Origin of the sequence: Sphaerisporangium rufum (assembly GCF_016863395.1) — a bacterium.
Classification (GTDB): domain Bacteria; phylum Actinomycetota; class Actinomycetes; order Streptosporangiales; family Streptosporangiaceae; genus Sphaerisporangium; species Sphaerisporangium rufum.
Genome location: NZ_BOOU01000032.1, coordinates 43,112 through 64,380, shown reverse-complemented (window position 1 = coordinate 64,380; position 21,269 = coordinate 43,112). Strand labels below are relative to the sequence as shown.

19 protein-coding genes are annotated in these 21,269 nt (G+C 74.7%); 7 read left to right on the top strand and 12 right to left on the bottom strand.

Features of this window, described 5'->3' with window-relative positions; translation table 11 throughout:
* Positions 1-5 precede the first annotated feature (5 nt).
* From Sru01_RS10670 to Sru01_RS10660, 3 genes are all read right to left on the bottom strand, one after another.
* Entirely contained in the window at positions 6-1,133 is a 1,128-nt protein-coding gene (locus Sru01_RS10670) for a serine hydrolase domain-containing protein (RefSeq protein ID WP_203983904.1), read from the bottom strand.
* An 82-nt stretch (positions 1,134-1,215) separates the two neighbouring features.
* Positions 1,216-2,310 (bottom strand): RNA polymerase subunit sigma-70, encoded by a 1,095-nt coding sequence (locus Sru01_RS10665; RefSeq protein ID WP_203983902.1) that lies wholly within the window; start codon positions 2,308-2,310, stop codon positions 1,216-1,218.
* Positions 2,311-2,403: 93 nt separating this feature from the next.
* Complete coding sequence (locus Sru01_RS10660; RefSeq protein ID WP_203983900.1) at positions 2,404-3,033, bottom strand: DUF305 domain-containing protein; 630 nt, start codon at positions 3,031-3,033, stop codon at positions 2,404-2,406.
* 179 nt (positions 3,034-3,212) lie between these two features.
* On the opposite strand from Sru01_RS10660, the gene Sru01_RS10655 reads away from it, so the two are divergent.
* Positions 3,213-4,622, top strand: coding sequence for an LVIVD repeat-containing protein (locus tag Sru01_RS10655; RefSeq protein ID WP_239137274.1), 1,410 nt, complete (start codon positions 3,213-3,215; stop codon positions 4,620-4,622).
* A gap of 107 nt (positions 4,623-4,729) precedes the next feature.
* Positions 4,730-5,956 (top strand): acyl-CoA dehydrogenase family protein, encoded by a 1,227-nt coding sequence (locus Sru01_RS10650; protein ID WP_203983898.1) that lies wholly within the window; start codon positions 4,730-4,732, stop codon positions 5,954-5,956.
* Between the two features lie 69 nt (positions 5,957-6,025).
* Here the strand turns inward: Sru01_RS10650 and Sru01_RS10645 are convergent, their stop codons facing one another.
* Complete coding sequence (locus Sru01_RS10645; protein ID WP_239137250.1) at positions 6,026-6,754, bottom strand: M15 family metallopeptidase; 729 nt, start codon at positions 6,752-6,754, stop codon at positions 6,026-6,028.
* A gap of 277 nt (positions 6,755-7,031) precedes the next feature.
* Here Sru01_RS10645 and Sru01_RS10640 point away from each other — a divergent pair, with 277 nt between their 5' ends.
* The 3 genes from Sru01_RS10640 to Sru01_RS10630 all read left to right on the top strand — a co-directional run bounded on the left by Sru01_RS10640 (position 7,032) and on the right by Sru01_RS10630 (position 10,870).
* Complete coding sequence (locus Sru01_RS10640) at positions 7,032-8,333, top strand: tetratricopeptide repeat protein (RefSeq protein WP_203983896.1); 1,302 nt, start codon at positions 7,032-7,034, stop codon at positions 8,331-8,333.
* Between the two features lie 87 nt (positions 8,334-8,420).
* The gene (locus tag Sru01_RS10635; protein WP_203983894.1) at positions 8,421-9,290 is read left to right on the top strand and encodes an alpha/beta fold hydrolase; all 870 of its coding nucleotides are present in this window, start codon (positions 8,421-8,423) and stop codon (positions 9,288-9,290) included.
* 200 nt (positions 9,291-9,490) lie between these two features.
* A complete protein-coding gene (locus tag Sru01_RS10630) occupies positions 9,491-10,870 on the top strand; it encodes an FAD-binding oxidoreductase (RefSeq protein ID WP_203983892.1) in 1,380 nt (459 codons plus the stop codon).
* A gap of 95 nt (positions 10,871-10,965) precedes the next feature.
* Here the strand turns inward: Sru01_RS10630 and Sru01_RS10625 are convergent, their stop codons facing one another.
* Entirely contained in the window at positions 10,966-11,148 is a 183-nt protein-coding gene (locus tag Sru01_RS10625; RefSeq protein WP_203983891.1) for a hypothetical protein, read from the bottom strand.
* An 83-nt stretch (positions 11,149-11,231) separates the two neighbouring features.
* On the opposite strand from Sru01_RS10625, the gene Sru01_RS10620 reads away from it, so the two are divergent.
* Positions 11,232-11,768: an NUDIX hydrolase family protein gene (locus tag Sru01_RS10620; RefSeq protein WP_203983890.1), complete on the top strand. Its 537-nt coding sequence runs from the start codon at positions 11,232-11,234 to the stop codon at positions 11,766-11,768.
* Between the two features lie 27 nt (positions 11,769-11,795).
* Here the strand turns inward: Sru01_RS10620 and recD2 are convergent, their stop codons facing one another.
* The 7 genes from recD2 to Sru01_RS10585 form a co-directional block, all read right to left on the bottom strand.
* The gene (recD2, locus tag Sru01_RS10615) at positions 11,796-13,928 is read right to left on the bottom strand and encodes an SF1B family DNA helicase RecD2 (RefSeq protein ID WP_203983889.1); all 2,133 of its coding nucleotides are present in this window, start codon (positions 13,926-13,928) and stop codon (positions 11,796-11,798) included.
* Positions 13,929-14,171: 243 nt separating this feature from the next.
* On the bottom strand, positions 14,172-15,743 hold the full coding sequence (locus tag Sru01_RS10610; RefSeq protein WP_203983888.1) for an FAD-dependent monooxygenase: 1,572 nt from the start codon (positions 15,741-15,743) through the stop codon (positions 14,172-14,174).
* Between the two features lie 158 nt (positions 15,744-15,901).
* A complete protein-coding gene (locus Sru01_RS10605; RefSeq protein WP_203983887.1) occupies positions 15,902-16,642 on the bottom strand; it encodes a helix-turn-helix domain-containing protein in 741 nt (246 codons plus the stop codon).
* Positions 16,639-17,922 carry a cytochrome P450 gene (locus Sru01_RS10600; protein ID WP_203983885.1) on the bottom strand — a complete coding sequence of 428 codons (1,284 nt, stop codon included), beginning with the start codon at positions 17,920-17,922 and terminating at the stop codon, positions 16,639-16,641. The genes Sru01_RS10605 and Sru01_RS10600 overlap by 4 nt, the downstream gene beginning before the upstream one ends.
* A gap of 41 nt (positions 17,923-17,963) precedes the next feature.
* Positions 17,964-18,740 carry an alpha/beta fold hydrolase gene (locus Sru01_RS10595; RefSeq protein WP_203983883.1) on the bottom strand — a complete coding sequence of 259 codons (777 nt, stop codon included), beginning with the start codon at positions 18,738-18,740 and terminating at the stop codon, positions 17,964-17,966.
* Positions 18,741-18,760: 20 nt separating this feature from the next.
* Positions 18,761-19,234 (bottom strand): ATP-binding protein, encoded by a 474-nt coding sequence (locus tag Sru01_RS10590; RefSeq protein WP_203983881.1) that lies wholly within the window; start codon positions 19,232-19,234, stop codon positions 18,761-18,763.
* A 228-nt stretch (positions 19,235-19,462) separates the two neighbouring features.
* A complete protein-coding gene (locus Sru01_RS10585; protein ID WP_239137248.1) occupies positions 19,463-20,197 on the bottom strand; it encodes a FadR/GntR family transcriptional regulator in 735 nt (244 codons plus the stop codon).
* 211 nt (positions 20,198-20,408) lie between these two features.
* On the opposite strand from Sru01_RS10585, the gene Sru01_RS10580 reads away from it, so the two are divergent.
* Positions 20,409-21,266 (top strand): NBR1-Ig-like domain-containing protein, encoded by an 858-nt coding sequence (locus Sru01_RS10580; protein WP_203983879.1) that lies wholly within the window; start codon positions 20,409-20,411, stop codon positions 21,264-21,266.
* Positions 21,267-21,269 lie beyond the last annotated feature (3 nt).

The window sequence follows — 21,269 nt, the reverse complement described above, 5'->3', positions numbered from 1 at the left end:
CCGCCTCACCCGCCGGCCGGGACCGCCGCGCCGACCAGCTCGCCGAACAACGCGACGGTGCCGAAGTCGCCGGCCGACACCCGGTTCTTGGTCACCGCGAACGCGGTGCCGGTGGCCGGGTCGGCGTACGCCCCCGTCCCGCCGGAGCCGCCCATGCCGAACGCGGCGTCCGCGCCGGGCCACGGCGCGCCGATCTGGTAGCCCAGCGCGCGGACCACCGGCGCGCCGAACAGCTCGTCCATCCCCTCGAACGCCGGCTCGGCGATCCGCCGCGCCCGCCCGGGGGAGACCAGCCGCACGCCGTCCACCTCGCCGAGCAGCGCGGCGTACATCCGCGCCACCGCGCGCGCCGACATGGTGCCGCCGGCCGGGATGTCGGCGGCCAGCACGTCGGCCCGGTTGCCGAAGGCCGCGTCCGGCATCGCCGCGGGCGGCGCGGCGGTGGCGCCGTTCACGACCTGGAAGAACGGCATGGCCGCGAGCATCTCCGCCGGGATCTCCGGCGCCCCCGACGGCTCGTCCAGCCGGGCCACCGTGCCGAGCAGCGGCTCGGGGACGCCGAAGAACAGCTCGCCGGCCACGCCGAGCGGGCCGGCCACCTCCTCGCGCAGCACCTGCGAGATCGGCCGCCCGGTCACCCGGCGGACCACCTCGCCCAGGATGTAGCCGTAGGTCTGGGCGTGGTACCCGGCGCGGGTGCCGGGCCGCCACCAGGGCCGCGAACCGGCGACCACGGCGCACATCCGGTCCCAGTCGCACAGGTCCTCCGGGGTGGTGTCCACCGGCAGGCCGGGCACCCCGGTCGTGTGGGTGAGCGCCTGCCCGACGGTCGCGTCCTGCTTGCCGTGCGCACCGAACTCCGGCCACACCTCGGCGATCGGCGTGTCGTACCCGAGCACGCCGCGCTCGGCGAGCACGTGCACCACGGTCGCGGTGACACCCTTGCCGGTGGAGGAGCAGTAGACCGGCGTCGCGGCCGTCATCGGCCGGCCGGTCGCCGGGTCGGCCAGGCCGGCCACCACGTCGACCACCTGCTCGCCGTGCCGGTAGACCGCCACCTGCACGCCCGTCTCGGCGCCGGACTCCACCAGCCGGTCGGCGGCGTCCTGGACCTGTCGCTGAAGATCGGTCATCGTCGTTCCCTTCACACCGGGCGGCCCCGGGCGGGCCGTCGTCGCAAGGGTTGAGACGGCGGCCCGCGCGAAAAGGAATCGGTCACCGGACGGGTGGCAGCCCGAACGCCGGGAACAGGTCCTCGCCGAACGTGGTGATCTCGGAGATCAGGCCGTCCTCGACCCGCAGCACCGCGAGCCAGGAGGCCCGGAAGGCGGTGTCGCCGGGGCGCCGCAGGTACGCCGCCGCCGCGGGCTGGCGGTTGGCCGCGGTGGGGACGAGCCGCCAGTCGCCCCACGCCTGCGGGCCCACCATGGCCGGCGTCCAGTTCGCCACGATGGCCGGGCCGCCGAGGATCCAGATCGGCGCCGGGGGCATGGTCTGCAGGGCGTCCTTGCGCAGCACGGCGGCCAGGACCTCCGGGTCGGCCCGCTCGACCGCGGTGATGTAGCGCCGCAGCACCTCGCGCTCCTCGGCGGTGGGCTCGGTGGCCGGTGCCCATGCCCCACGGTCGGCCGGCAGGTGCTCGCGCAGCACCGGGCGGGCCCGCTGCAGCGCGCTCTTCACCGCGGCGACGCTGGTGTCCAGCAGCTCGGCGGTCTCCGGCGCCGGCCAGCCGAGCACGTCCCGCAGGATCACCACCACCCGCTGGCGGGGCGGCAGGTGCTGGATCGCCGCCAGGAAGGCCAGCTCGATCGTCTCCCGGGCCACCAGCGCGGCGTCCGGCTGCTCGCCGGGCGGGCCCGCGGGCTCCAGCAGCACGTCCGGGAAGGGCCGCAGCCACGGCACCTCGGTCCGCGAGCGGGCGGTCACCCCCGGGGTGGCCAGCGCGGGCTCGGGCCGCGGCTGCGGGCGGCGCGGATGGCGGTCCAGGAAGTCCAGGCAGGCGTTGGTCGCGATCCGGTACAGCCAGGCGCGGACGGTGCTGCGCCCCTCGAAGCCGGCCCGTCCCCGGAAGGCGCGCAGGAACGTCTCCTGCACCTGGTCCTCGGCGTCCTCCAGCGAGCCCAGCATGCGGTAGCAGTGCACCCGCAGCTCCCGCCGGTGACCCTCCAGCAGCGCCCCGAACGCCGCCTCGCCGCCGCCGCGCACGACGGCCGCGGCGGCCGCGGCGGCCGCATGGTCGGTGCCGGAGCCCTCCGCGGCGTCCCGCCCGCCGTCGGCGGTCCGCTCGATGCCCGTGCCGGGCCCGTCCATCCTCGCCACCCCGTCTCCGCATGCCGATGCGTCCCCGATGATGCCGGGAAAGGTGCTCTGCGGGGAAGGTATCGCCGGCGCGGGGACCGGCCGTCAGCCGGCCTGCAGGCGGCGCATCCGGTTGACCTCGGCGGTCTGGCCGACCGAGATGTCCTGGGCCAGCTCCTGCACCATGGTGTGCGTGCCGTCCTCGATCTCGGTGGCGGACATGGTGATCGCCCCGAGATGGTGGGCGATCATCAGGTCGAGGAACATCCGGTCGAACGCCGCGCCGCGCGCCGCTCGCAGCGCGGTCAGCTGGGCCTCGGTGGCCATCCCGGGCATGCGGTCGTGCGCGGCGTGGTGGTCGGGCACCCGCTGCCCCTGGTCGCGCAGCCACCGTTCCATCGCCTTGATCTCCGGGCCCTGGGCGGCGGCGATCCGCGCCGCGATGCGCCGCACCCCGTCGGAGGCCGCCCGGGTGGCCGCGGCGGTGCTCATCTCCAGCGCCTGGCGATGGTGAACGATCATGTCTTGCATGAAGCGGACGTCGGCCGCGGCGGCGGTGGGGGAGGGGACGGCGGGCGCGGTCGCCGCCGGGTCCAGGGTTCTGGCCGGCTCGCCCGGGCGTCCCGGCGCGATGACCGGCGCGGTGGAGGAGGCGCGCGGCGGCTCGGCGTCGCGGGCGCAGCCGGCCAGGACGGGAAGGGCGATGCCGATGGCGGCGATCAGCGCGAGACGCACCGGGCCTCCTGAAGTAGGTCGTTCCGGCCGCACCCTAACGCAGGAGATTACCGATGGTAAGGCGGCACTTCGCAACAGAATCCTGACAAAGTGACCTATGGCCGAAGTAAAACGGTTGGGAGAAAATCTGCGTACAAAGCATCTCCTACGGCATAAGTCCCCAAGGAGGGTACTTCGTGTTGTCCACCCCCCGTAGAGGCGGTCTGACCGGCCGGCTCCTCGCCCTGGTGGGCTCGGCGGCCATGGTCCTGGCGGCGCTCCCCGCCCAGGCCGCCGATATCCCGGGCACCGACCAGATCGTCATGAGCCCGAACGTCCAGCACGTGACCACCGTCGCCAAGCCGGCCCCGATCGCCGCGACGATCAACACCGACATGGCCTTCCAGGGCGACTACGCCTACGTCGGCAACTACGGCGGCTTCTCGATCTACGACATCAAGAACCCCAAGAAGCCCGCCCTGGTCAGCTCGGTGGTGTGCCCGGGCTCGCAGATGGACGTCTCGGTCTACGGCGACCTGCTCTTCGCCTCGGTCGACCAGTCCCGCAGCGACGACTCCTGCAACAGCGCCCCCCAGTCGGCGACCCAGGCGTCCTCCTGGGAGGGCATCCGCATCTTCGACATCAGTGACAAGAGTCAGCCGAAGTACATCAAGTCCGTCGAGACCAATTGCGGCTCGCACACCCACACCCTGGTGCCGGACAGGCGCCGCGGCAACGTGTACCTGTACGTCTCCTCCTACCAGCCGTCGGAGACCTTCCCCGACTGCCGGCCGCCGCACGACAAGATCTCCATTGTGAAGGTGCCGCTGGGGGCGCCCACGTCGGCGGCCGTGGTGTCCACCCCTGTGCTGTTCCCCGACGGCGGCAACGAGACCCAGCCGGGGCTGCTGCTGCCGACCAGCGGCTGCCACGACATCACCGCCTACGTCGAGAAGGGCATCGCGGCCGGCGCCTGCATGGGCGACGGGGTGCTGTTCGACATCCGCGATCCCGAGCAGCCGAAGGTCACCGCGCGGGTCACCGATCCGAACTTCGCGTTCTGGCACTCGGCCACCTTCAACAACGAGGGCACCAAGGTGGTCTTCACCGACGAGCTCGGCGGCGGCGGCGAGGCGACCTGCAACGAGGCCACCGGTCCCACCCGCGGCGCTGACGCGATCTTCGACATCGTGCGCGGCCAGCTGGTGTTCCGGAGCTACTACAAGATCCCGCGGCACCAGGCCGACACCGAGAACTGCGTCGCGCACAACGGCTCGCTGATCCCGGTCCGAGGCCGCGACATCATGGTGCAGGCCTGGTACCAGGGCGGCGCGTCGATCTGGGACTTCACCGACTCGGCCCGGCCGCGGGAGATCGGGTACCTCGAGCGCGGCCCGGCACCGGAGGGCTTCGGCGGCTTCTGGTCGGCGTACTACTACAACGGCCACATCTACGCCAGCGACTTCCACAAGGGCCTGGAAATCATCAAGATCAAGGATCCGCGGACCAACTCGGCGAACGGGGTCCGGGTGAACCGGCTGAACGCCCAGACCCAGGGCTCCTACCGCGACCGCGGTGACGGGCACTGGTCCCTGGCCTCGGAGGACTGACCGCCGGCGGCCCGAGCCGGCCGCCCCGGCTTGCTGTTACCCTTGGTAACTCACGCCGGGGCGGCCGACGCCCGGCGTCCCGCCGGACCGCACGAGGAGCCGCCGAGATGGCCGAGACCGCCAGCGACTTCTGTCCCGAGCCGGGACCGGAACTGCGCGAGATCAAGGACTGGACCCACCGCTTCGCCGCCGACGTCGTCCGCCCGGCCGGTGCCGAGTGGGACGAGCGCGAGGAGACCCCCTGGCCGGTGATCCAGGAGGCCGCCAAGATCGGGCTGTACTCGCTGGACTTCTTCGCCGAGCAGTGGTTCGAGAAGAGCGGCCTCGGCATCCCGGTCGCCTTCGAGGAGCTGTTCTGGGGCGACGCCGGCATCGGGCTGTCCATCGTCGGCACCGGCCTGGCCGCTGCCGCGCTGGCGGCCAACGGCACGCCCGAGCAGATGGGGGAGTGGCTGCCGCAGATGTTCGGCACCCCGGGCGAGGTGAAACTCGGCGCCTTCTGCGCCTCCGAGCCGGACGCCGGCTCCGACATCGGCGCCATCCGCACCCGGGCCGTGCACGACGAGGCCACCGGCGACTGGGTGCTGGACGGGGTGAAGACCTGGGTCACCAACGGAGGCATCGCCGACGTCCACGTCGTCGTCGCCTCGGTCGACCCCGCGCTGCGCGCCCGCGGCCAGGCCTCCTTCGTCGTGCCGCCGGGCACCGCCGGACTGTCGCAGGGGCAGAAGTTCCGCAAGCACGGCATCCGCGCCTCGCACACCGCCGAGGTCGTGCTGGACGGCGTCCGGGTCCCCGGCCGCTGCCTGCTCGGCGGCAAGGAGAAGCTGGACGCCCGGCTGGCCCGGGTCCGCGAGGGCGGCCGCGGCGGCGAGCAGGCCGCGATGCGCACCTTCGAGACCACCCGGCCCACCGTCGCGGCGATGGCCGTCGGCATCGCCCGCGCCGCCTACGAGTACGCCCGCGACTACGCGCGCGAGCGGCAGCAGTTCGGCCGGCCGATCGGGGAGAACCAGGCGGTCGCCTTCCTGCTGGCCGAGATGGCCACCCGGGTGGACATCGCCCGGTTGATGACCTGGCGGGCGGCCTGGATGGCACGCAACGGCCGGCCCTTCGACCAGGCCGAGGGCTCGATGTGCAAGCTCGTCGCCGGGGAGACCGCCGTGTGGGTCAGCGAGCAGGCCGTCCAGATCCTCGGCGGCGCCGGCTACACCCGCGAGCACCCGGTCGAGCGCTTCCACCGGGACGCCAAGATCTTCACCATCTTCGAGGGCACCAGCGAGATCCAGAAGCTCATCATCGGCCGCGCCGTCACCGGCCTGCCCGTTCGCTAGCCGGCCCGCGGCCGAACCCGCGTCCCGGCCCAGTGGTACCGGAACGAGCGGTGTATCGCCCTCCTCGGGTCATCCCCGGGTGCGCGGGTCCTGGGTGGGGTCGGCGTACATGCGCGGGCAGCCGCCGTCGATCGCGCCGGGACGCAGCTCGTAGTGCCAGGGTTCGTTCCGGTACACCTGGCACAGGCCGTAGGCGGCGCCGTGCTCCGACAGCCACGCCGTCGCGTCGCCGCGCCCGATGTCGGCCGCGTCTCCCGACACGTGCTGGGACGTCGCCGGGGTGGACACCCATCGGGCGGCCTCCTCCTCGCTGCCGTACTTGGCGACCGCCTCCCGCAGCAGCCGGTTCTGGTACGCCGGGGAGCGCCAGCCGCTGTTGACGTAGAACCGGATCCCGTCGTCGGCGGCGTCCGCCGCGGCCCGGCGCAGGGCCCGCAGCAGTGCCGGGTCGAGGTTCGCCACTCCCGGAACGGTGTCGTCGAAGACCGTCACCCCGGCGGGGACGGCCCCGTCGGCCTCGCCGAGCGCGGTGCGGCGCTCCCGGCGAGGGGGCTTGGCGAGCGGTACCGAGGAGGCGGGCCTCGACAGGTGCCCGGGGGAGGCGGGCCTCGATCCGGACTCGGACGTCCCCGGTGGTGCGGGCGAGGCGGCGATGGTGGGTGGTTCGGGCCGGGCGGACGCCGAATTCGGGGCCTGGCAGCCGAGAGCGGTCGTGCAGGCCGTGCCGATCACCGCCGTGGCGACGGTCAGGCGGAGCCGGCGGGTCATCGCTCGGGCCGATGCCGGGTTCTGTGTCATGCGACCAGTGAAGGAAGCGCGGTGTTGCCGGTACGTATCCGATTTTTGATATGCCCGCGATATTCACCGCTCGCGGTTCTCCGAGCACCCGCACCGAAATTCGGAGGCGGGTTTCACCCGGTAACGCCTGGCCGCTGACCGGCATATCGCGGGCGTATCGGAAACCACATACGCCACCGCAACGGCCGAGCGTCTTCAGTGGACGCGCGGGCCGCGGCGGCCCGCGCCGGGGACGTGGCGCCCCGGCTCCAGCGGTGATCATCAAGAAGGAGAAGGCGTGGCTCGGTACGGAGAATGGGACCGGCGTTCGTTACTGCGGGGGGCCGCCGTGCTGGCCGGTACCGCCGCGGCGGCGCCGCTGCTGGGCGGCCCGGCCAGGGCGCAGGCCGGCGACGGTGACGCCGACGCGCTGTTCAAGGCCGGCAGGTTCGAGGAGGCCGGCCGCGCCTACGAGGAGATCCTCAAGACGGACCCCAGGAACCTGAACGCGGCTCGCCAGCGCGGCTATGTCGCCCTGCTGTCCAACAGGTTCCCTGACGCCCAGAAGTATCTCCAGATGGCTCTCGCGCTGGCGCCCGACGACAAGGCGGCCAACCGGCTGCTGGCCGACTGCTACATCCGGCAGGACAGGCTGGCGCAGTCCGCACCGCACTGGCAGGTGGCGGGCGAGGAATCCTGGGCCAAGTGGTTCGGGGCGGTTCGTGGCGAGGCGTACCAGATCGGCGGCGACCTCGCCCGGGTACCCTGGGTGCAGATGGACCCGATCCCGGTGGTGGAGGGCTCGCTCAACGGCGGGCCGCCGAAGCGGTTCGCGTTCTACACCCACGCCCCGTGGCTGGGGATGTCGGCGACGGCGGCCAAGGAGCTCGGGCTGCGCGCCGTCGCCGAGGACAAGATCGAGTACCAGGGCGGTACCACCTGGCTGTACTACGGGGTGCTGGAGTCCTTCAGGCTGGGCGGCGTCGAACTGCGCAACATCCCGGTGGAGTGGTCGGACTCCGACACCGAGTCGGACGTGCCCACGCAGACCGAGGACGGCATCCTCGGCACCTGGATCTTCTACCACTTCCTGTCCACCTTCGACTACGCGGGCCGCTCGCTGGTCCTGCGCCGCCGGACCCCGGAGACCGCGAGCAAGGTACGCGCCGACGCCCTGAAGGCGGGCGCCGAGCCGCTGCCGCTGTGGCTGGCCCGCGAGCATCTGCTGCACACCAGGGGCGCCATCGCCGACTCCGGGCCCCAGGTGGTGTCCCTGGGCATCGGCGGAACCAGCGAGCAGCTCGCGAGCATGCCGGCGGAGACGGCGCGGCGGCTGCATATCCGCACCGACTACGACCGCCCGCGGGAGGCGTTCGCCGGGGGACAGGGCGTGGTCAGCTACCCGTGCTACCCCAAGGAGATCCGCCTGGGCAACGCCGTCGTGCGGGACGGTTACTGCTACGCAGACGACCGGCCGGCGGGCAGCCCGTTCGGGTTCGACGTGCTGGGCGACTTCCCGCACGCCTTCTTCAAGCCGTACAACGTCACCCTCGACTTCACCGACATGAACATGTACATCGCCCGCGGCAAGGCCACCTGATCGCCATCCGCGGCCGCCGGGGTCCGGTGCCCGGCGGCCGCGGCCCCGGCGGACCGTTCTGACGGCCCGTCTTGATAGACATGGTCCATGCCCGGCGATCCGCGTCACACCCAGGTTTCCGTCGACGGCCGCGTCCTGCACGTCGTGGAGTCCGGCGACCCGGAGGGCAGGCCGTTCCTGTTCCTGCACGGCTGGCCGGAGTCATGGCGCGCCTGGGCCGGGGTGATGGCCGCCGCCGGCCGCGACGCGCGGGTCATCGCCATCGACCTGCCCGGCGTCGGGGAATCGGCGGGGGCGGTGCCCGGCGGCGCGAAGTCGGCGCTGGCCGAGGTGGTCCGCGGCCTGGCGGAACGCCTGGAACTCGCCGATCTGACGCTGTGCGGGCACGACGCGGGCGGGATGGTGGCCTACGCCTACCTCCGCCGCTATTCCGACGCCGGCCGCGTCGTCATCATGAACACGGTGATCCCGGGGGTGGACCCGTGGCGACAGGTGATCGCCAACCCGGCCATCTGGCACTTCGGCCTGCACGCGGTACCGGACCTGCCGGAGACGCTGGTCCGGGGCCGCCAGGCCGAGTACTTCGGCCACTTCTACGACGTGCTGTCGGCGGAGCCCGCCAGGATCGGCGCCGAGGCCAGGGCCGCCCACGCCGCCGCCTACCGCGATGACGCCGCCCTCACCGCCGGGTTCGACCTCTACCGGGCGTTCCCCGAGGACGCGCGGGACAATGCCGCCTTCGCCGGCGGGGCGCCGGTGGACACCCCGCTGCTGTATCTGCGCGGCGACGGCGAGTACGGCGACATCGCCGCCTACGCGCGGGGGTTCCGGGACGCGGGTCTGCGGAACGTGACGACCGCCGTGATACCGGACGCCGGGCACTTCGCGCCGGAGGAGGCGCCGGCCCGGGTGTGGCGGGCCGTCCGCGACTTCGCGGCGACCTGGCCACGGCCGTGACGCCCTAGGCCGTGACACCCGTCCGGGCCGGCCGACCCCCACCCCTGCCCTACCCCTAGTGCGGTTGAAGGCGCACGCCGGCGCGCGGGAGGATCGGGGCAGTGATCCCTGATCGGTGACTCGGTCATCGCGGGAAACGAGCACGGCACTGTGGTAAGCGATGAGCGGCAGCCGGCGCGGCGCCGCGGAGGGGTTTCTTCATGCAGGTGAACGTCTCACCCGACACGATCGCGCGCTTACGCGCGACCCTCACCGGCAGGGTGATCGAACCACAGGACGAGGGGTACGACCAGGCGCGCGCGATCGTGATGGGCGGCTACGACCGGCGGCCGGCCGCCGTCGTGCGGCCCGCCGACGCCGCCGACGTCTCGCGGGTGATCACCTTCGCGCGCGACAGCGGGATGGAGCTGGCGGTGCGCGCCGGGGGGCACAGCAACGCCGGCCACAGCGCGACCGAGGGCGGCATCGTGCTCGACCTGCGCGACATGCGCGCGATCGACATCGACGTCGAGGGGCGGACCGCGTGGGTGCAGGGCGGCTGCACCGCGGGCGAGTACACCACCGCGGTCGGCGCCCACGGCCTGGCGACCGGGTTCGGCGACACCGGCTCGGTGGGCGTCGGCGGCATCACGCTCGGCGGCGGCATCGGGTTCCTGGTCCGCAAGCACGGGCTCAGCATCGACAACCTGCTGGCCGCGGAGGTCGTCACCGCGGACGGCGAGGTGCGCCACGTCGACGCCGACGAGCACCCGGACCTGTTCTGGGCCATCCGCGGCGGTGGCGGCAACTTCGGGGTGGTCACCCGGCTGCGGTTCCGGCTGCACCCGGTGCCGTCCATCGTGGGCGGCATCCTGATCCTGCCGGTCACGCCGGAGACCATCACCGGGTTCATCGCGGCCGCCGAGGCCGCGCCGGAGGAGCTCTCGACGATCGCCAACGTCATGCCGGCGCCGCCGATGCCGTTCCTGCCGAGCGAGCTGCACGGCAAGCTGATCCTGTTCGCCTTCCTGGCCTACGCCGGCGACACCAAGGCCGGCGAGCGGGCCGTCGCGCCGTTCCGCGCGCTGGCCGAGCCGCTCGCCGATATGGTGCAGACCATGCCGTACTCGGGCCTGTTCCCGCCGGAGGAGGCCGCCGAGCAGCCGACGGCCGTGGCGCGGACCATGTTCATCGACCAGGTCGACCGGAGCGTGGCCGAGACCGTCATCGAGTACCTGGAGTCGTCCGACGCGGTGATGCGCGCCGTGCAGCTGCGGGTGCTCGGCGGGGCGATGGCCCGGGTGCCGGTGGACGCCACCGCGTTCGCCCACCGCGACAGCAAGATCCTGGTCAACGTCGCCGCCTTCTACCAGGGCGCCGAGGAGCGGCCGGTGCGCGAGGCGTGGGTCGCCGAGCTGTCGGAGGCCCTGCGGCAGAGCGACGCCGGGGCGTACGTCAACTTCGTCGGCGACGAGGGCGAGGAGCGGGTCCGCGCCGCCTACCCGGGCGCGACCTACGACCGGCTCGCCGCGATCAAGGCCGTCTACGACCCGGCCAACGTGTTCCGGCTCAACCAGAACATCCCCCCGGCCGCCGGCTGATCCCCGCACGCCGGCTCGACCGCGGCCCGCCGCCCCCATCGCGGCGGGCCGCCGTCATGTCCGGGATCGACCGGACGGCAATCTGCATGGTTTTCCTAGGCCACGATGAACGCCGCCGCCCACATCCGGTCCACGTTGAACCACGCCCGGCGCAGCACGGTCAGCCCGGCCACCTCGTAGACGACCAGCGCGTCCAGGCCCGCCACCGCGAACATCGCCGGCGCGTGCAGCACCACCGCCACCTCCAGCCCGCCGGCCGGCGCCCGCGGAATCCACACCGCGCCGGCCGCGTGCCCGGGGAATGGCGCGGGCGGGGTGCCCGGGGGAGCGAGGTGGTCTGTCCGGAAAGTACGATCGGCGGGTGACTGAAATCACCGAGACCACGCCGGGCTGGCTGTCGCCGGAGGAACTGCGGTCCGCCCGGGCGCGGATGCCGATCCTCTACGTCGACGCGGTGCCGGTGCGGGTGGACGACAAGGGCACGGTGACGCACATCGGCCTGCTGCTGCGCATCGGCGCCGACGGGACGGTGAGCCGGGCGCTGGTCTCCGGCCGCGTGCTGTACCACGAGCGGGTGCGGGACGCGCTCATGCGCCACCTGGAGAAGGACCTCGGCCCGACGGCCCTGCCGCACGTCCCGGCCACGCCGCAGCCGTTCACCATCGCCGAGTACTTCCCGACGCAGGGCCTGACCCCGTACCACGACCCGCGCCAGCACGCGGTGTCGCTGGCCTACGTGGTGCCGGTCGCCGGTGACTGCCGGCCGCGGCAGGACGCCCTGGACCTGGTGTGGTTCACCCCGCAGGAGGCGTCGTCGCCGACGGTGCAGCAGGAGATGACCGGCGGCCAGGGCATCCTGCTCAAGCAGGCCCTGGCGCACGTCGGCCGGCTGCCCTGACCCGGCGATCCTGACCCGGCCACCCGCTCACCCGGGCAGCGCGGCGGCCAGCCGGCGGGCCAGGCCGGTGTTGCGGCGGTGGCCGACCCGGTGCACCGCCGTCTCCAGCGCCTCCCGCGAGCCGACCAGCACCACCCAGGACCGGGCCCGGGTGACCAGGGTGTACAGCAGCCGGCGCCGCAGCATGACCCCACCGGCCTCGGCGACGATCGGCGCGACCACGAAGGGGTACTCGCTGCCCTGCGCCCGGTGCACGCTCACCGCGTACGCGTGCGCCAGGTCGTCCAGCTCGCCGAAGCCGTACTCCACCACCTCGCCGTCGCCGGTGCGCACCTCGACCACCCGGTCCTGCGGGGTCACTGCGGTGACCGTGCCGGTCTCGCCGTTGAAGACGCCCTTGTCGTAGTTGTTGCGGATGGGCATGACCCGGTCGCCCACCCGGAAGACGTCCGCCCCCGACCAGTGCTCGGGCCGGCCCTCGGCGGCCGGGTTGAGCCGCTCCTGCAGCCGCCGGCCGAGCTCGACGGCGCCGGTGACGCCGCGGCGCATCGGGCACAGCACCTGCACCTGCGCGGGGTCGATCCGCTGCTTGCGCGGGATGGCCACCGTCGCCAGGTGGACCACCCGCTCGGCCACCCGCTCGGGATCGTCCAGCTCCTCGAACCAGAACCCGCCGCCGCCCGGCAGTTCCGGCACCCGGCCGGCCCGGACGTGGTGCGCGGCGCGGACGATGGCGCTGCCCTCGGCCTGCCGGAAGACATGGGTCAGCCGGACCCGCGGCACCGGCGGCACCCGCAGCAGGTCGGCCAGCACCTCGCCCGGGCCGACGCTCGGCAGCTGGTCGCCGTCGCCGACCAGCAGCAGGTGGCTGCCGGAGGGGACGGCCGCGACCAGCCGCGCCGCCAGCTGCAGGTCGAGCATCGACGCCTCGTCCACCACGATCAGGTCGGCGTGGACCGGGCTCTCTTGGAACAGCGTGCCGGCGTCCTGGTCGGGCCGGTGCGCCAGCATCCGGTGCACGGTCATCGCCGGCAGGCCGGTCAACTCGGCCAGCCGCCGGGCGGCCTTGCCGGTGGGCGCGGCCAGGGTAACCCGGCCGCCGGCCGCGCGCACCGTGGTGGCGACCGCCCGCACCGTGTGGCTCTTGCCGCACCCCGGACCACCGGTGATCACCGACACGGTGCTGGTCAGCGCCATGTTGACCGCCATCCGCTGGTCCTCGTGCAGGGCCGGGTCCTCCTGGTAGGCCCGCAGTGGCAGCGTCGAGGGCGCGCCCAGCAGCCGGGCGAGATGGACGGCCAGCCGCACCTCGCGCTCGTGCACCTCCGCCGCGTAGGCCACCGCCTGGTCCGGCCGGTCGGGCGAGGTCTCGACGACCAGGCGCCGCTCGGCGGCCAGCGCGTCCACCACCGGCCGGACGTCACCGGCCTCCAGCCCGGTCAGCTCGGCCGCTTGGCCGGCCAGCGCGGGCAGCGGCAGGTGGCAGTGGCCGTCGCGGGCGGCCGCGGCCGCCAGCCGGTCCAGCACCGCGGCCTTGATCCGCTGCGGGCTGCGCTCGGGCACTCCCGAGCGCAGCGCGATGCGGTCGGCGGTGCCGAACGCGACCCCCCGCACCTGGCCGATCAGCCGGTAGGGGTCGCGCGCCAGCACCTCGGCGGAGTCGGCGCCGAACACCTGGTAGATCTTGGTGGCCAGCAGCGGGCTGAGCCCGAACCCCTGGAGCCGCACCATCAGATCGGCGATGCCCTGCTGGTCGCGCCAGGCCGCGACGATCTGCGCCTGGCGGGCCGGGCCGATGTTGACCACCTCGCGCAGCCGGTCCGGCTCGGTGTCGATGACCTTCAGCGCCGCTTCGCCGAAGTGGTCGACGATGGCGTGGGCGAGCCGCGGGCCGATGCCGCGGATCAGCCCCGACCCCAGGTAAAGACGGACCGCCCGCACGGTGGCGGGCACGACGCGCTCACAGCCGGTGACCACGTAGCGGGTGCCGTGCCTCGGGTGCTCGCCCCACCCGCCGGCCAGCCGGAGCGTCTCGCCCGGTTGCGCGCCGGCCAGGGCCCGGCCCGCGGCGGCGAACCCCGGGTGCCCCTCGGCGCTCACCCATGCGACCGTGTAGTCGTCCTCCCGGACGTACACCAGCCGCTCGACGGAGACCTCCATGCGCGGCGTTCCCCTCGGCTCACCGGCCGCGCCACATCGGGCGGCCGTCCCGGCGCCGGCCGGAGGAACGGGCCGGCAGGGGAAGCGTAGGCGACCGGCCCGACAATCCCGCCCCGCCCGGCCGGGGACGGGCCGGCCGGGCGGCCCCCTGACGTGTCGGCGCCGGGACGCCGCGGGCCGGGCCCGTCGGGGCGGGACACGGCGGGGTGGGACTGGATACGGCGGGGTGGGACGGGGCCCAGGTCAGCCGATCGCGCCGCGCGCCAGGTCGAGCACCCGGCCGGGGTCACCGCCGTCGCCGCGCCAGGCCACGTGCTGGTCCGGCCGGACCAGCACCAGCGGCGCGCCGTACCGCCCGGGGTCCGGCAGGCCGGGCGGGTCGGTGACCGCCAGCGGCACGCCCCGGACGGCCGCCGCCCGCTCGAACGGCCCGGGATCGGCCGACGGCGACAGGCGCAGCAGGGTGAAGCCGGGGCCGAGCGTGTCGTACAGGGATCGGCCGTCCGGCAGCCAGGCGTGCGGCAGCCGGGCACCCGGCCGGGCCGAGCCGTGGTAGGTCATCGGGTCGTGCGCGGGCGCCGGGGCGGGGTCGGCGGCGACGATCGGCGAGCCGGCGTAGTGGTAACCGAGCACCAGGCCCTCGCTGTGGAACTCGCCCGCCTTGGCGCGCAGCGCCGTGGCCAGGTCCGGGCGCGGCAGGCCGGCGAAGGACGGCGCGAGCAGCCGCTCCTGGGCCGAGGAGTCGGCGATGGTCTGCGCGGCGACCGGCCGCCGCTCCGGCTCGTAGGTGTCCAGCAGGCCGGGGCCGCCCCAGCCGGCCAGCACCGCGGCGAGCTTCCAGCCGATGTTAACCGCGTCGCCGACGCAGGTGTTGAAGCCGTGCCCGCCCCACGGCGGGTTGAGGTGCGCGGCGTCGCCCACCAGGAAGACCCGGCCGGAGCGGTAGCGGTCGGCCAGCAGCATCCGGGCCACCCACGGGTCGGTGGCCACGATCTCCAGCTCGACGCCGGCCGCGGCCGGGCCGCCGAGCAGGTCGCGGACCAGCGCCTCGGGGTCGGCCGGGCCGCGCCGCGCGTCGACGCCCTGCACGATGGCCCACCAGCGGCCGGCCAGGTCCAGCCGGCCCATCAGGCCGGCCGTCGCCCGCCCGACCACCCAGTACTGCACGGCGGGCGGCAGGTCCAGCCGGGCGGCCAGGCCCGGCGCCCGGAAGACGACGCTCAGGTTCGGCCGCTCGCCGGAGGATCCCTGGTAGGCGGCGCCGATCGCCGGCCGGGTGACCCCGCCCGCGCCGTCGCAGCCGAGCAGGTACTCCGCCTCGGCGGTGACGGCGCCGCCGTCCGGGCCGGCCAGGGTGGCCAGCACCCGGTCGCCGCGGTCCTCGACCGCGGTCACCGCGTGCCCGCCCAGCCAGGTGACCGCCGGCAGCTCGGCGACCGCCTCGCGCAGCACGCGTTCCACCACCGGCTGCGGCACCTGCTGCCCCGGCTCGGCGATGTGGTCGGCGCGCCGGTCGTACAGCCCGAACGCGCCGGAGAAGCGGGTCAGCTCCTCGCCGAGCAGGCCGGTACAGAAGATCACGTCCTGCGACCAGGAGACCTTCAGCGGCGCGGCGGCGCGCAGCCGGCCGGCCAGCCCCCAGCGGCGCAGGTGCTCCATGGTGCGGATGCTCGTGGTCTTGGCCCGCGGCCGGTCCTGGTCGATCGTGACCCTCGGCTCGGCAAGCAGGCAGCGGACGCCGCGCCGGCCGAGCTCCACCGCCGCGGCCAGCCCGGCCGGGCCCCCGCCCGCGATGATCACCTGTGCGGAGTGCACCGGCGGTCCTCCTTGCGTCGTCCCCGAGGGCGGCCGCCGGGGTGGGGCCGCCCGCGAGTGATCAACGGTAGCGGCTCGGCGGCGGCGGGCGGCCGCCGGGGCCGCGTCCGGGTTCCGGCGCCGCCGGGAGCCGGACGCGGCCCGCGAGACGGCAGCGGTCAGAACAGCCGGGCGATGTGCGCGGCGGCGGCGCGGACCAGCGGCGCGGTGGCGTCCTCGCCGCGCTCACCGATGGTCACCACGCCCACGCTGGCCTCCACCGGACGGTCACCGGTGACGATCGGCACAGCCAGCCCCCAGGCACCCGGCTGCAGCTCCCCGGAGCTCGTCGCGTGGCCGGCGCGGCGGGCGCGCGCCACGGCGTCCCGCTCCCCGGGCCGGGGTGGCCGGCCGGACAGGATGGCGATGCCGGGGGCGCCGCGGTCGGCCGGGTGCCGGTTGCCGGCCCGGTAGGCCACATGGATGCTGGAGCCGCGCGGCTCGGCCACGGTCAGCGCGACGGCCTGGTCCTCCTCGGCGTCCAGCACGGTGATGAACGCGGTGGCGTGGCAGGCGTCGGCGAGTTCCTGCAGCGCGGCGGCCGCCGCGACGCGCAGCCGGCGCCGCACGGCCGCGTTGAGCTCCACGATGCCGAGACCGAGCGTGAAGACGTTGCCGTCCCGGCCGACCAGCCGGTGGGCGCGCAGCGCGGCCAGGTGCCGGGAGACCGCGTTGCGGTGTATCCCGGCCGCCCGGGACAGCCCGGTGATGGTCAGCCCGTCGGGGTGGTCGCGCAGCAGCTCCAGCAACCGCAGCCCGGTGTCGATGGTCTTGGAGCCCGCCGGGCCGGCGGTGCCGTCCGTCCCGCCGTCCGGGGTGCCGCCCGCCCGGCCGGCCGGGTCGTCGTGGGGCGCGGTCACCGGGCACCGGACCGGGGGACCGGGGTGAAGCGCAGCGGCAGGTGCTTCACCCCGCCGATGAAGTTGGACACCAGCCGGACGGGCGGCCCGGCGGGCTCCAGGTCCGGCAGGCGCCACAGCAGTTCCCGGTACAACGCGCGCATCTGCAGCCGGGCGAAGCGGGCGCCCAGGCACACGTGCGGCCCGTCCCCGAAGGACACGTGGTCGTTGAGCCGGCGCGCGATGTCCAGCCGCATCGGGTCGGGGAAGCGCCGCTCGTCGTGGTTGGCCGCGGCGTGGAAGACCACGACCTTGTCGCCGGCCGCGATCGGCCGCCCGGCCAGCACGGTGTCGGCGACCGCGGTGCGCCGGAAGCTGAGCACCGGCGGGTGCCGGCGCAGCAGCTCCTCGATCGCCGGGTCCAGCAGCCCGGGGTCGGCGAGCAGCCTGCGGTGCTCGGCCGGGTGGTCCAGCAGCACGGCCAGCCCGCCGGGCAGCGCGGCGCGTACCGTGTCGTTGCCCGCGATCACCAGCAGGAAGAAGAACATCGACAGCTCGGCGTCGTCCAGCCGGCGGCCGTCCTCCTCGGCCAAGGCGAGCGCCGTCATCAGGTCGTCGGCGGGCCGGCGGCGCTTGTGCTCGGCGAGCGCGCGGGCGTAGTCGAACATGTCGGCCAGCCGGGCCGGGGACCGCGGGTTCACCGGCCGGCCGTCCGGGCCGCGCGCGGTACCGGCGTGGTCGGGGTCCTGGTATCCGACGACCCGGTCGGTCCACGCCCGGATCAGCCCGCGGTCGCCGGGCGGCACGCCGAGCAGATCGGCCAGGTTGGCCACCGGGTACTCGTCGGTCACGTCCACCGGCAGGTCGCAGGTGCCGCGCTCGGCGACCCGGTCCACCAGTTCCCGGGCGCGGGCCGCCACCGCGTCGGCGAACCGCCCGATCCGTCGGGGGGTGAAGGCGCCCGAGACGACGCGGCGCAGCCGCCCGTGGTCCGGCGGGTCCAGGTTGAGCATCATCCGCCGGATGAACGGCAGGTCGGCCGGGTCGGGGTCGCGGATCTGGGTGGCACCGGCGAAGGAGCTGTACTCGCCCGGGGTGCGCAGCACCCGCACGACGTCGGCGTACCGCGTCACCGCCCAGAACCCCGGACCGGCCGGCCAGTCGCCGACGGCGGGCTCCTGATGCCAGTGGACGGGGTCCTCGTCGCGCAGCAGGCGGTAGGCGTCGTGCGGGATGCCCGCCGCGTACACCCGCGGGTCGAACACGTCGATCACCGGCCCGGCCGGCCTGGCCACAGCCATCGTGTCGGTGTCTCCTCGTCCCGGTCGCCGTGCCCGGCCGGTCAGCCGGCCGAAAGGAAGCGCTCGACGGCCGAGACGAGCGCGAGCGGCGTCTCCTCCATCGCGTAGTGGCCGGCGTCGGCGAGGACGACCAGCTCGGCGTTGGGATACCAGTTCAGCCAGGTGCCGCGCATCACCTCCGCCGACAGCGCGGGGTCGTGCGCGCCGGCGACGACGAGCACCGGCGTGGGGTCACCCTCGATCTCGGCGTGGAAGTCGGTGCCCGCCCAGGCGTCCAGGTAGGCGCGGAAGGCGTATTCGTCCGAGACGCGCAGCGAGGTGGCGACCATCTCGTCCAGCCACCGGCCGGGCAGCCGGTTGCCGGTGGTGAAGTCGATGATCGCCCGCCGGTTGCCGGGGTCGGCCGCCGCGCCGGAGAACAGCGCCCAGCCCTGCTCGTCGAACGGCACGCCGGAGGCCGGCACCGGGGAGACGCCGGCGAGCCGGCGCACCCGGCCGGGCGCGTCCAGCATGACGCGCTGCATCGCGGTGCCGCCCATCGAGTGGCCCAGCAGGGAGAAGGTGTCCCAGCCGAGCTTGTCGGCCAGCGCGATCACGTCGCGGGCGATCTCGGCCAGGGTGTGCTCGCCTTCGACGCCGCGCGCCTCGCCGTAGCCCCGGTAGTCGGGGAAGGCGTAGGTGAAGGCGTCGGTGTCCAGGTAGGGGTGGATCCTGGCGAAGGAGCGGCGGTCGCCGAACCAGCCGTGCAGCGCGATCACCCGGTGCGGGCCTGAGCCGACGACGTCGCAGGGCGGGACGACAGCGGGGGTGGCGGGCATGGCCGGAGCTCCTTCGGTGGTCACGGAACGGAACGGAAGCGGTGCGGGCGGGGGGACGGCCGGGCGGCGCCGCAGCACAGGGAGAACCAGACGTACTTGCCGCCGGCGTGCGGAACCGAGCCCCAGCGGTCGGCCTGCGCCTGGACAAGGTACAGTCCGCGGCCGCTCTCGGCCAGGAAATCGGGCTCCCGTACCGCCGGCGGGGTCGGGTCGGGGTCGCAGACCGCCAGCCAGACCACGCCGCGCCCGGCCCTGACGGTGACCCGGACGCCCGCCGGGGAGCCCGGGGCCGGGACGGCGTGCTGCACGGCATTGGTGACCAGCTCGCTGGTCAGCCCGACGATGGTCGCCCGCTCGCCGGAGGACAGGCCGAGATCCCAGGAGGCGAGCATGGCCGTCACCCACCGGCGGGCCAGGGCGGGGGCCGATCGGTCACCGGGCAGGTCGCACCAGGCCGACAGCCGGGCGGCGGTGAGGTCGGCGGCGGCCCTCATGGCAGGACCGTCCGGCCGGCCGCGGCGGGCGTCGCGGGCGTGGCGCGCACGGCATCGCACGCTCGTCGGCTGCCAGGAATCGGGGGCACGGCTCGGCTTTCCAACTGAAGCCCGAATAGTGGGCGTGATGGGCAGAAAATGGGCGTACAGCTGGACAGCATCCGGCGGTCCGACCGGGTTGTCAATGATCGTGGCGGACTTCCGTGGCGGGATGTCCCGCCGACGACCCTAAGATCGCCGGACGTCCGATCGGCCGCCGCTCACCGGCGGGGCGGACTCGCCGCCGGCGGCCATCGCGTCCTCCACGCCGAGGATGTGCACCGCGGCGCGCAGCCGCGCGCGGTCGGCGTCCCCGGCCGCCAGCGCCCGGTAGATCGCCCGGTGCTCGGTCAGCGTGCGGCGGATCGCGCCGGGCTCGGTCATCCCGCGCCACACCCGGGCCCGGACCGTCCGGCCGGACAGGTTGTCGATGACGGCGGCCAGCACCGGGTTCCCGCACCGGGAGGTGATGAGCGCGTGGAACTCCTGGTCGATGGCCACCAGCGCGTCGTGGTCGGCGGCGGGCCGCTCGGCCAGGACCTCGGCCCGGGTGAGCAGCGTGTCCAGCCTGCACAGGTCGTCGGAGGTCACCCGGGTGGCGGCCAGCGCCGTCGCCTCGGGCTCCAGCAGCCGCCGCACGTGCAGGAACAGCTGGGCGTCGGCGCCGTGGTGCATGTCGCTGACGAACGCCATGCCGTCCAGCAGCAAACCGGGGGACAGGCTGGTGACGTAGGTGCCGTCGCCCTGCCGGGTCTGCAGCACCCGCATGGCGACCAGGGCGCGCACCGCCTCGCGCAGGGTGTTGCGCGACACGCCGAGCAGCTCGGCGAGATCCTTCTCGACGGGGAGCTTGTCTCCGGGCCGGACCTCACCCTGGACGATCATCTGCTTGATCTTCTCGACGGTGCCGTCGATGACGCCCACTGCCTCAGCTCACCCCGGTCGGACGCGGGCGGAGCACCGGTGCCCGCCGTTGGCGTCCACGGTATCCGGCCGGAGCCGATCCGGAGTGGTGATCCGATCCCGGCCAGGCCGATCTTCCACCGGCGGCGTGCAGTAGGGTCACGCCCGAAGTCAGGTTCGTCCGGCGGGCGGCGTCCCGGCGTACCCGGCGGACCCGAGCGGGGAAGGTGCGATGAAGGACACACCGGTGCCGGGCAGGCCCGGCCGCAGGCCCGCCCGGCCCGATCCGGACGCCGGACCGGCGGCGGCCTTCGCCGACCGGCTCTGGGACCTCAAGGAGCGGGCGGGCGACCCGTCGTTCGCCGAGATGGCCGGGCGGCTCGGCGCCGCCGCGTCCAAGTCGTCGCTGGCGGCCGCCGCCCGCGGCCAGGTGCTGCCCAGCTGGGAGACGACCTGGGAGTTCGTCCGGGTGCTGGCGGCCGGCCGCCTCGGCCAGGACGCGGAGGAGGTGGAACGGGAGTGGCGGGCACGCTGGGAGGCCGCCCGGGACGCACTGCGCCCGCCGGACCAGGCCGGGACGGCCACCGGTCGGGACGGCGCGGCCGGCGAGCCGGCCCGGCGGCCGCGGCGGGTTGCCGCGATCGCCGCGGCGGCCGCGGCGCTGGCCGGCGGGACCGCCGCCGTGCTCGTCGCGACCTCCAGGCCGGACACCCCCGCGGGCCCGCCCACCCCGCCGGCGCGCGACGATTCCACCTTCGAGCGGGACGTGACCTACCCCGACGGCAGCGAGGTGGCCGCCGGGGGCATGTTCGTGAAGAAGTGGCTGATCCGCAACACCGGGACCACCCGGTGGCGGCAGCGCTTCCTCACCCGGGTGGCCCGCGGCGGCGACGGGCCGTGCACCGCGCCGGAGAGGGTGCCGATCGCCACCACCGAGCCCGGCCGGTCGGTCGAGATCGCCGTCCCGGTCCGCGCCGGTGACCGGCCCGGCCGGTGCAAGATCTACTGGAAGATGACCGACGCCGACGGCCGGCCGCTGCTGGCCGGCAAGAACCCCATTTTCCTGGACGTCCTGGTGGTCGGCCGCTGACCG

Excerpts from the sequence above, each read along its gene's own strand:
- Sru01_RS10590 (WP_203983881.1), bottom strand. The coding sequence starts at position 19,234 with ATGAGGGCCGCCGCCGACCTCACCGCCGCCCGGCTGTCGGCCTGGTGC.
- Sru01_RS10650 (WP_203983898.1), top strand. The coding sequence starts at position 4,730 with ATGGCCGAGACCGCCAGCGACTTCTGTCCCGAGCCGGGACCGGAACTG.
- Sru01_RS10600 (WP_203983885.1), bottom strand. The coding sequence starts at position 17,922 with ATGGCTGTGGCCAGGCCGGCCGGGCCGGTGATCGACGTGTTCGACCCG.
- Sru01_RS10670 (WP_203983904.1), bottom strand. The coding sequence starts at position 1,133 with ATGACCGATCTTCAGCGACAGGTCCAGGACGCCGCCGACCGGCTGGTG.
- Sru01_RS10645 (WP_239137250.1), bottom strand. The coding sequence starts at position 6,754 with ATGACACAGAACCCGGCATCGGCCCGAGCGATGACCCGCCGGCTCCGC.
- Sru01_RS10665 (WP_203983902.1), bottom strand. The coding sequence starts at position 2,310 with ATGGACGGGCCCGGCACGGGCATCGAGCGGACCGCCGACGGCGGGCGG.
- Sru01_RS10580 (WP_203983879.1), top strand. The coding sequence starts at position 20,409 with ATGAAGGACACACCGGTGCCGGGCAGGCCCGGCCGCAGGCCCGCCCGG.
- Sru01_RS10595 (WP_203983883.1), bottom strand. The coding sequence starts at position 18,740 with ATGCCCGCCACCCCCGCTGTCGTCCCGCCCTGCGACGTCGTCGGCTCA.
- recD2 (WP_203983889.1), bottom strand. The coding sequence starts at position 13,928 with ATGGAGGTCTCCGTCGAGCGGCTGGTGTACGTCCGGGAGGACGACTAC.
- Sru01_RS10630 (WP_203983892.1), top strand. The coding sequence starts at position 9,491 with ATGCAGGTGAACGTCTCACCCGACACGATCGCGCGCTTACGCGCGACC.
- Sru01_RS10635 (WP_203983894.1), top strand. The coding sequence starts at position 8,421 with ATGCCCGGCGATCCGCGTCACACCCAGGTTTCCGTCGACGGCCGCGTC.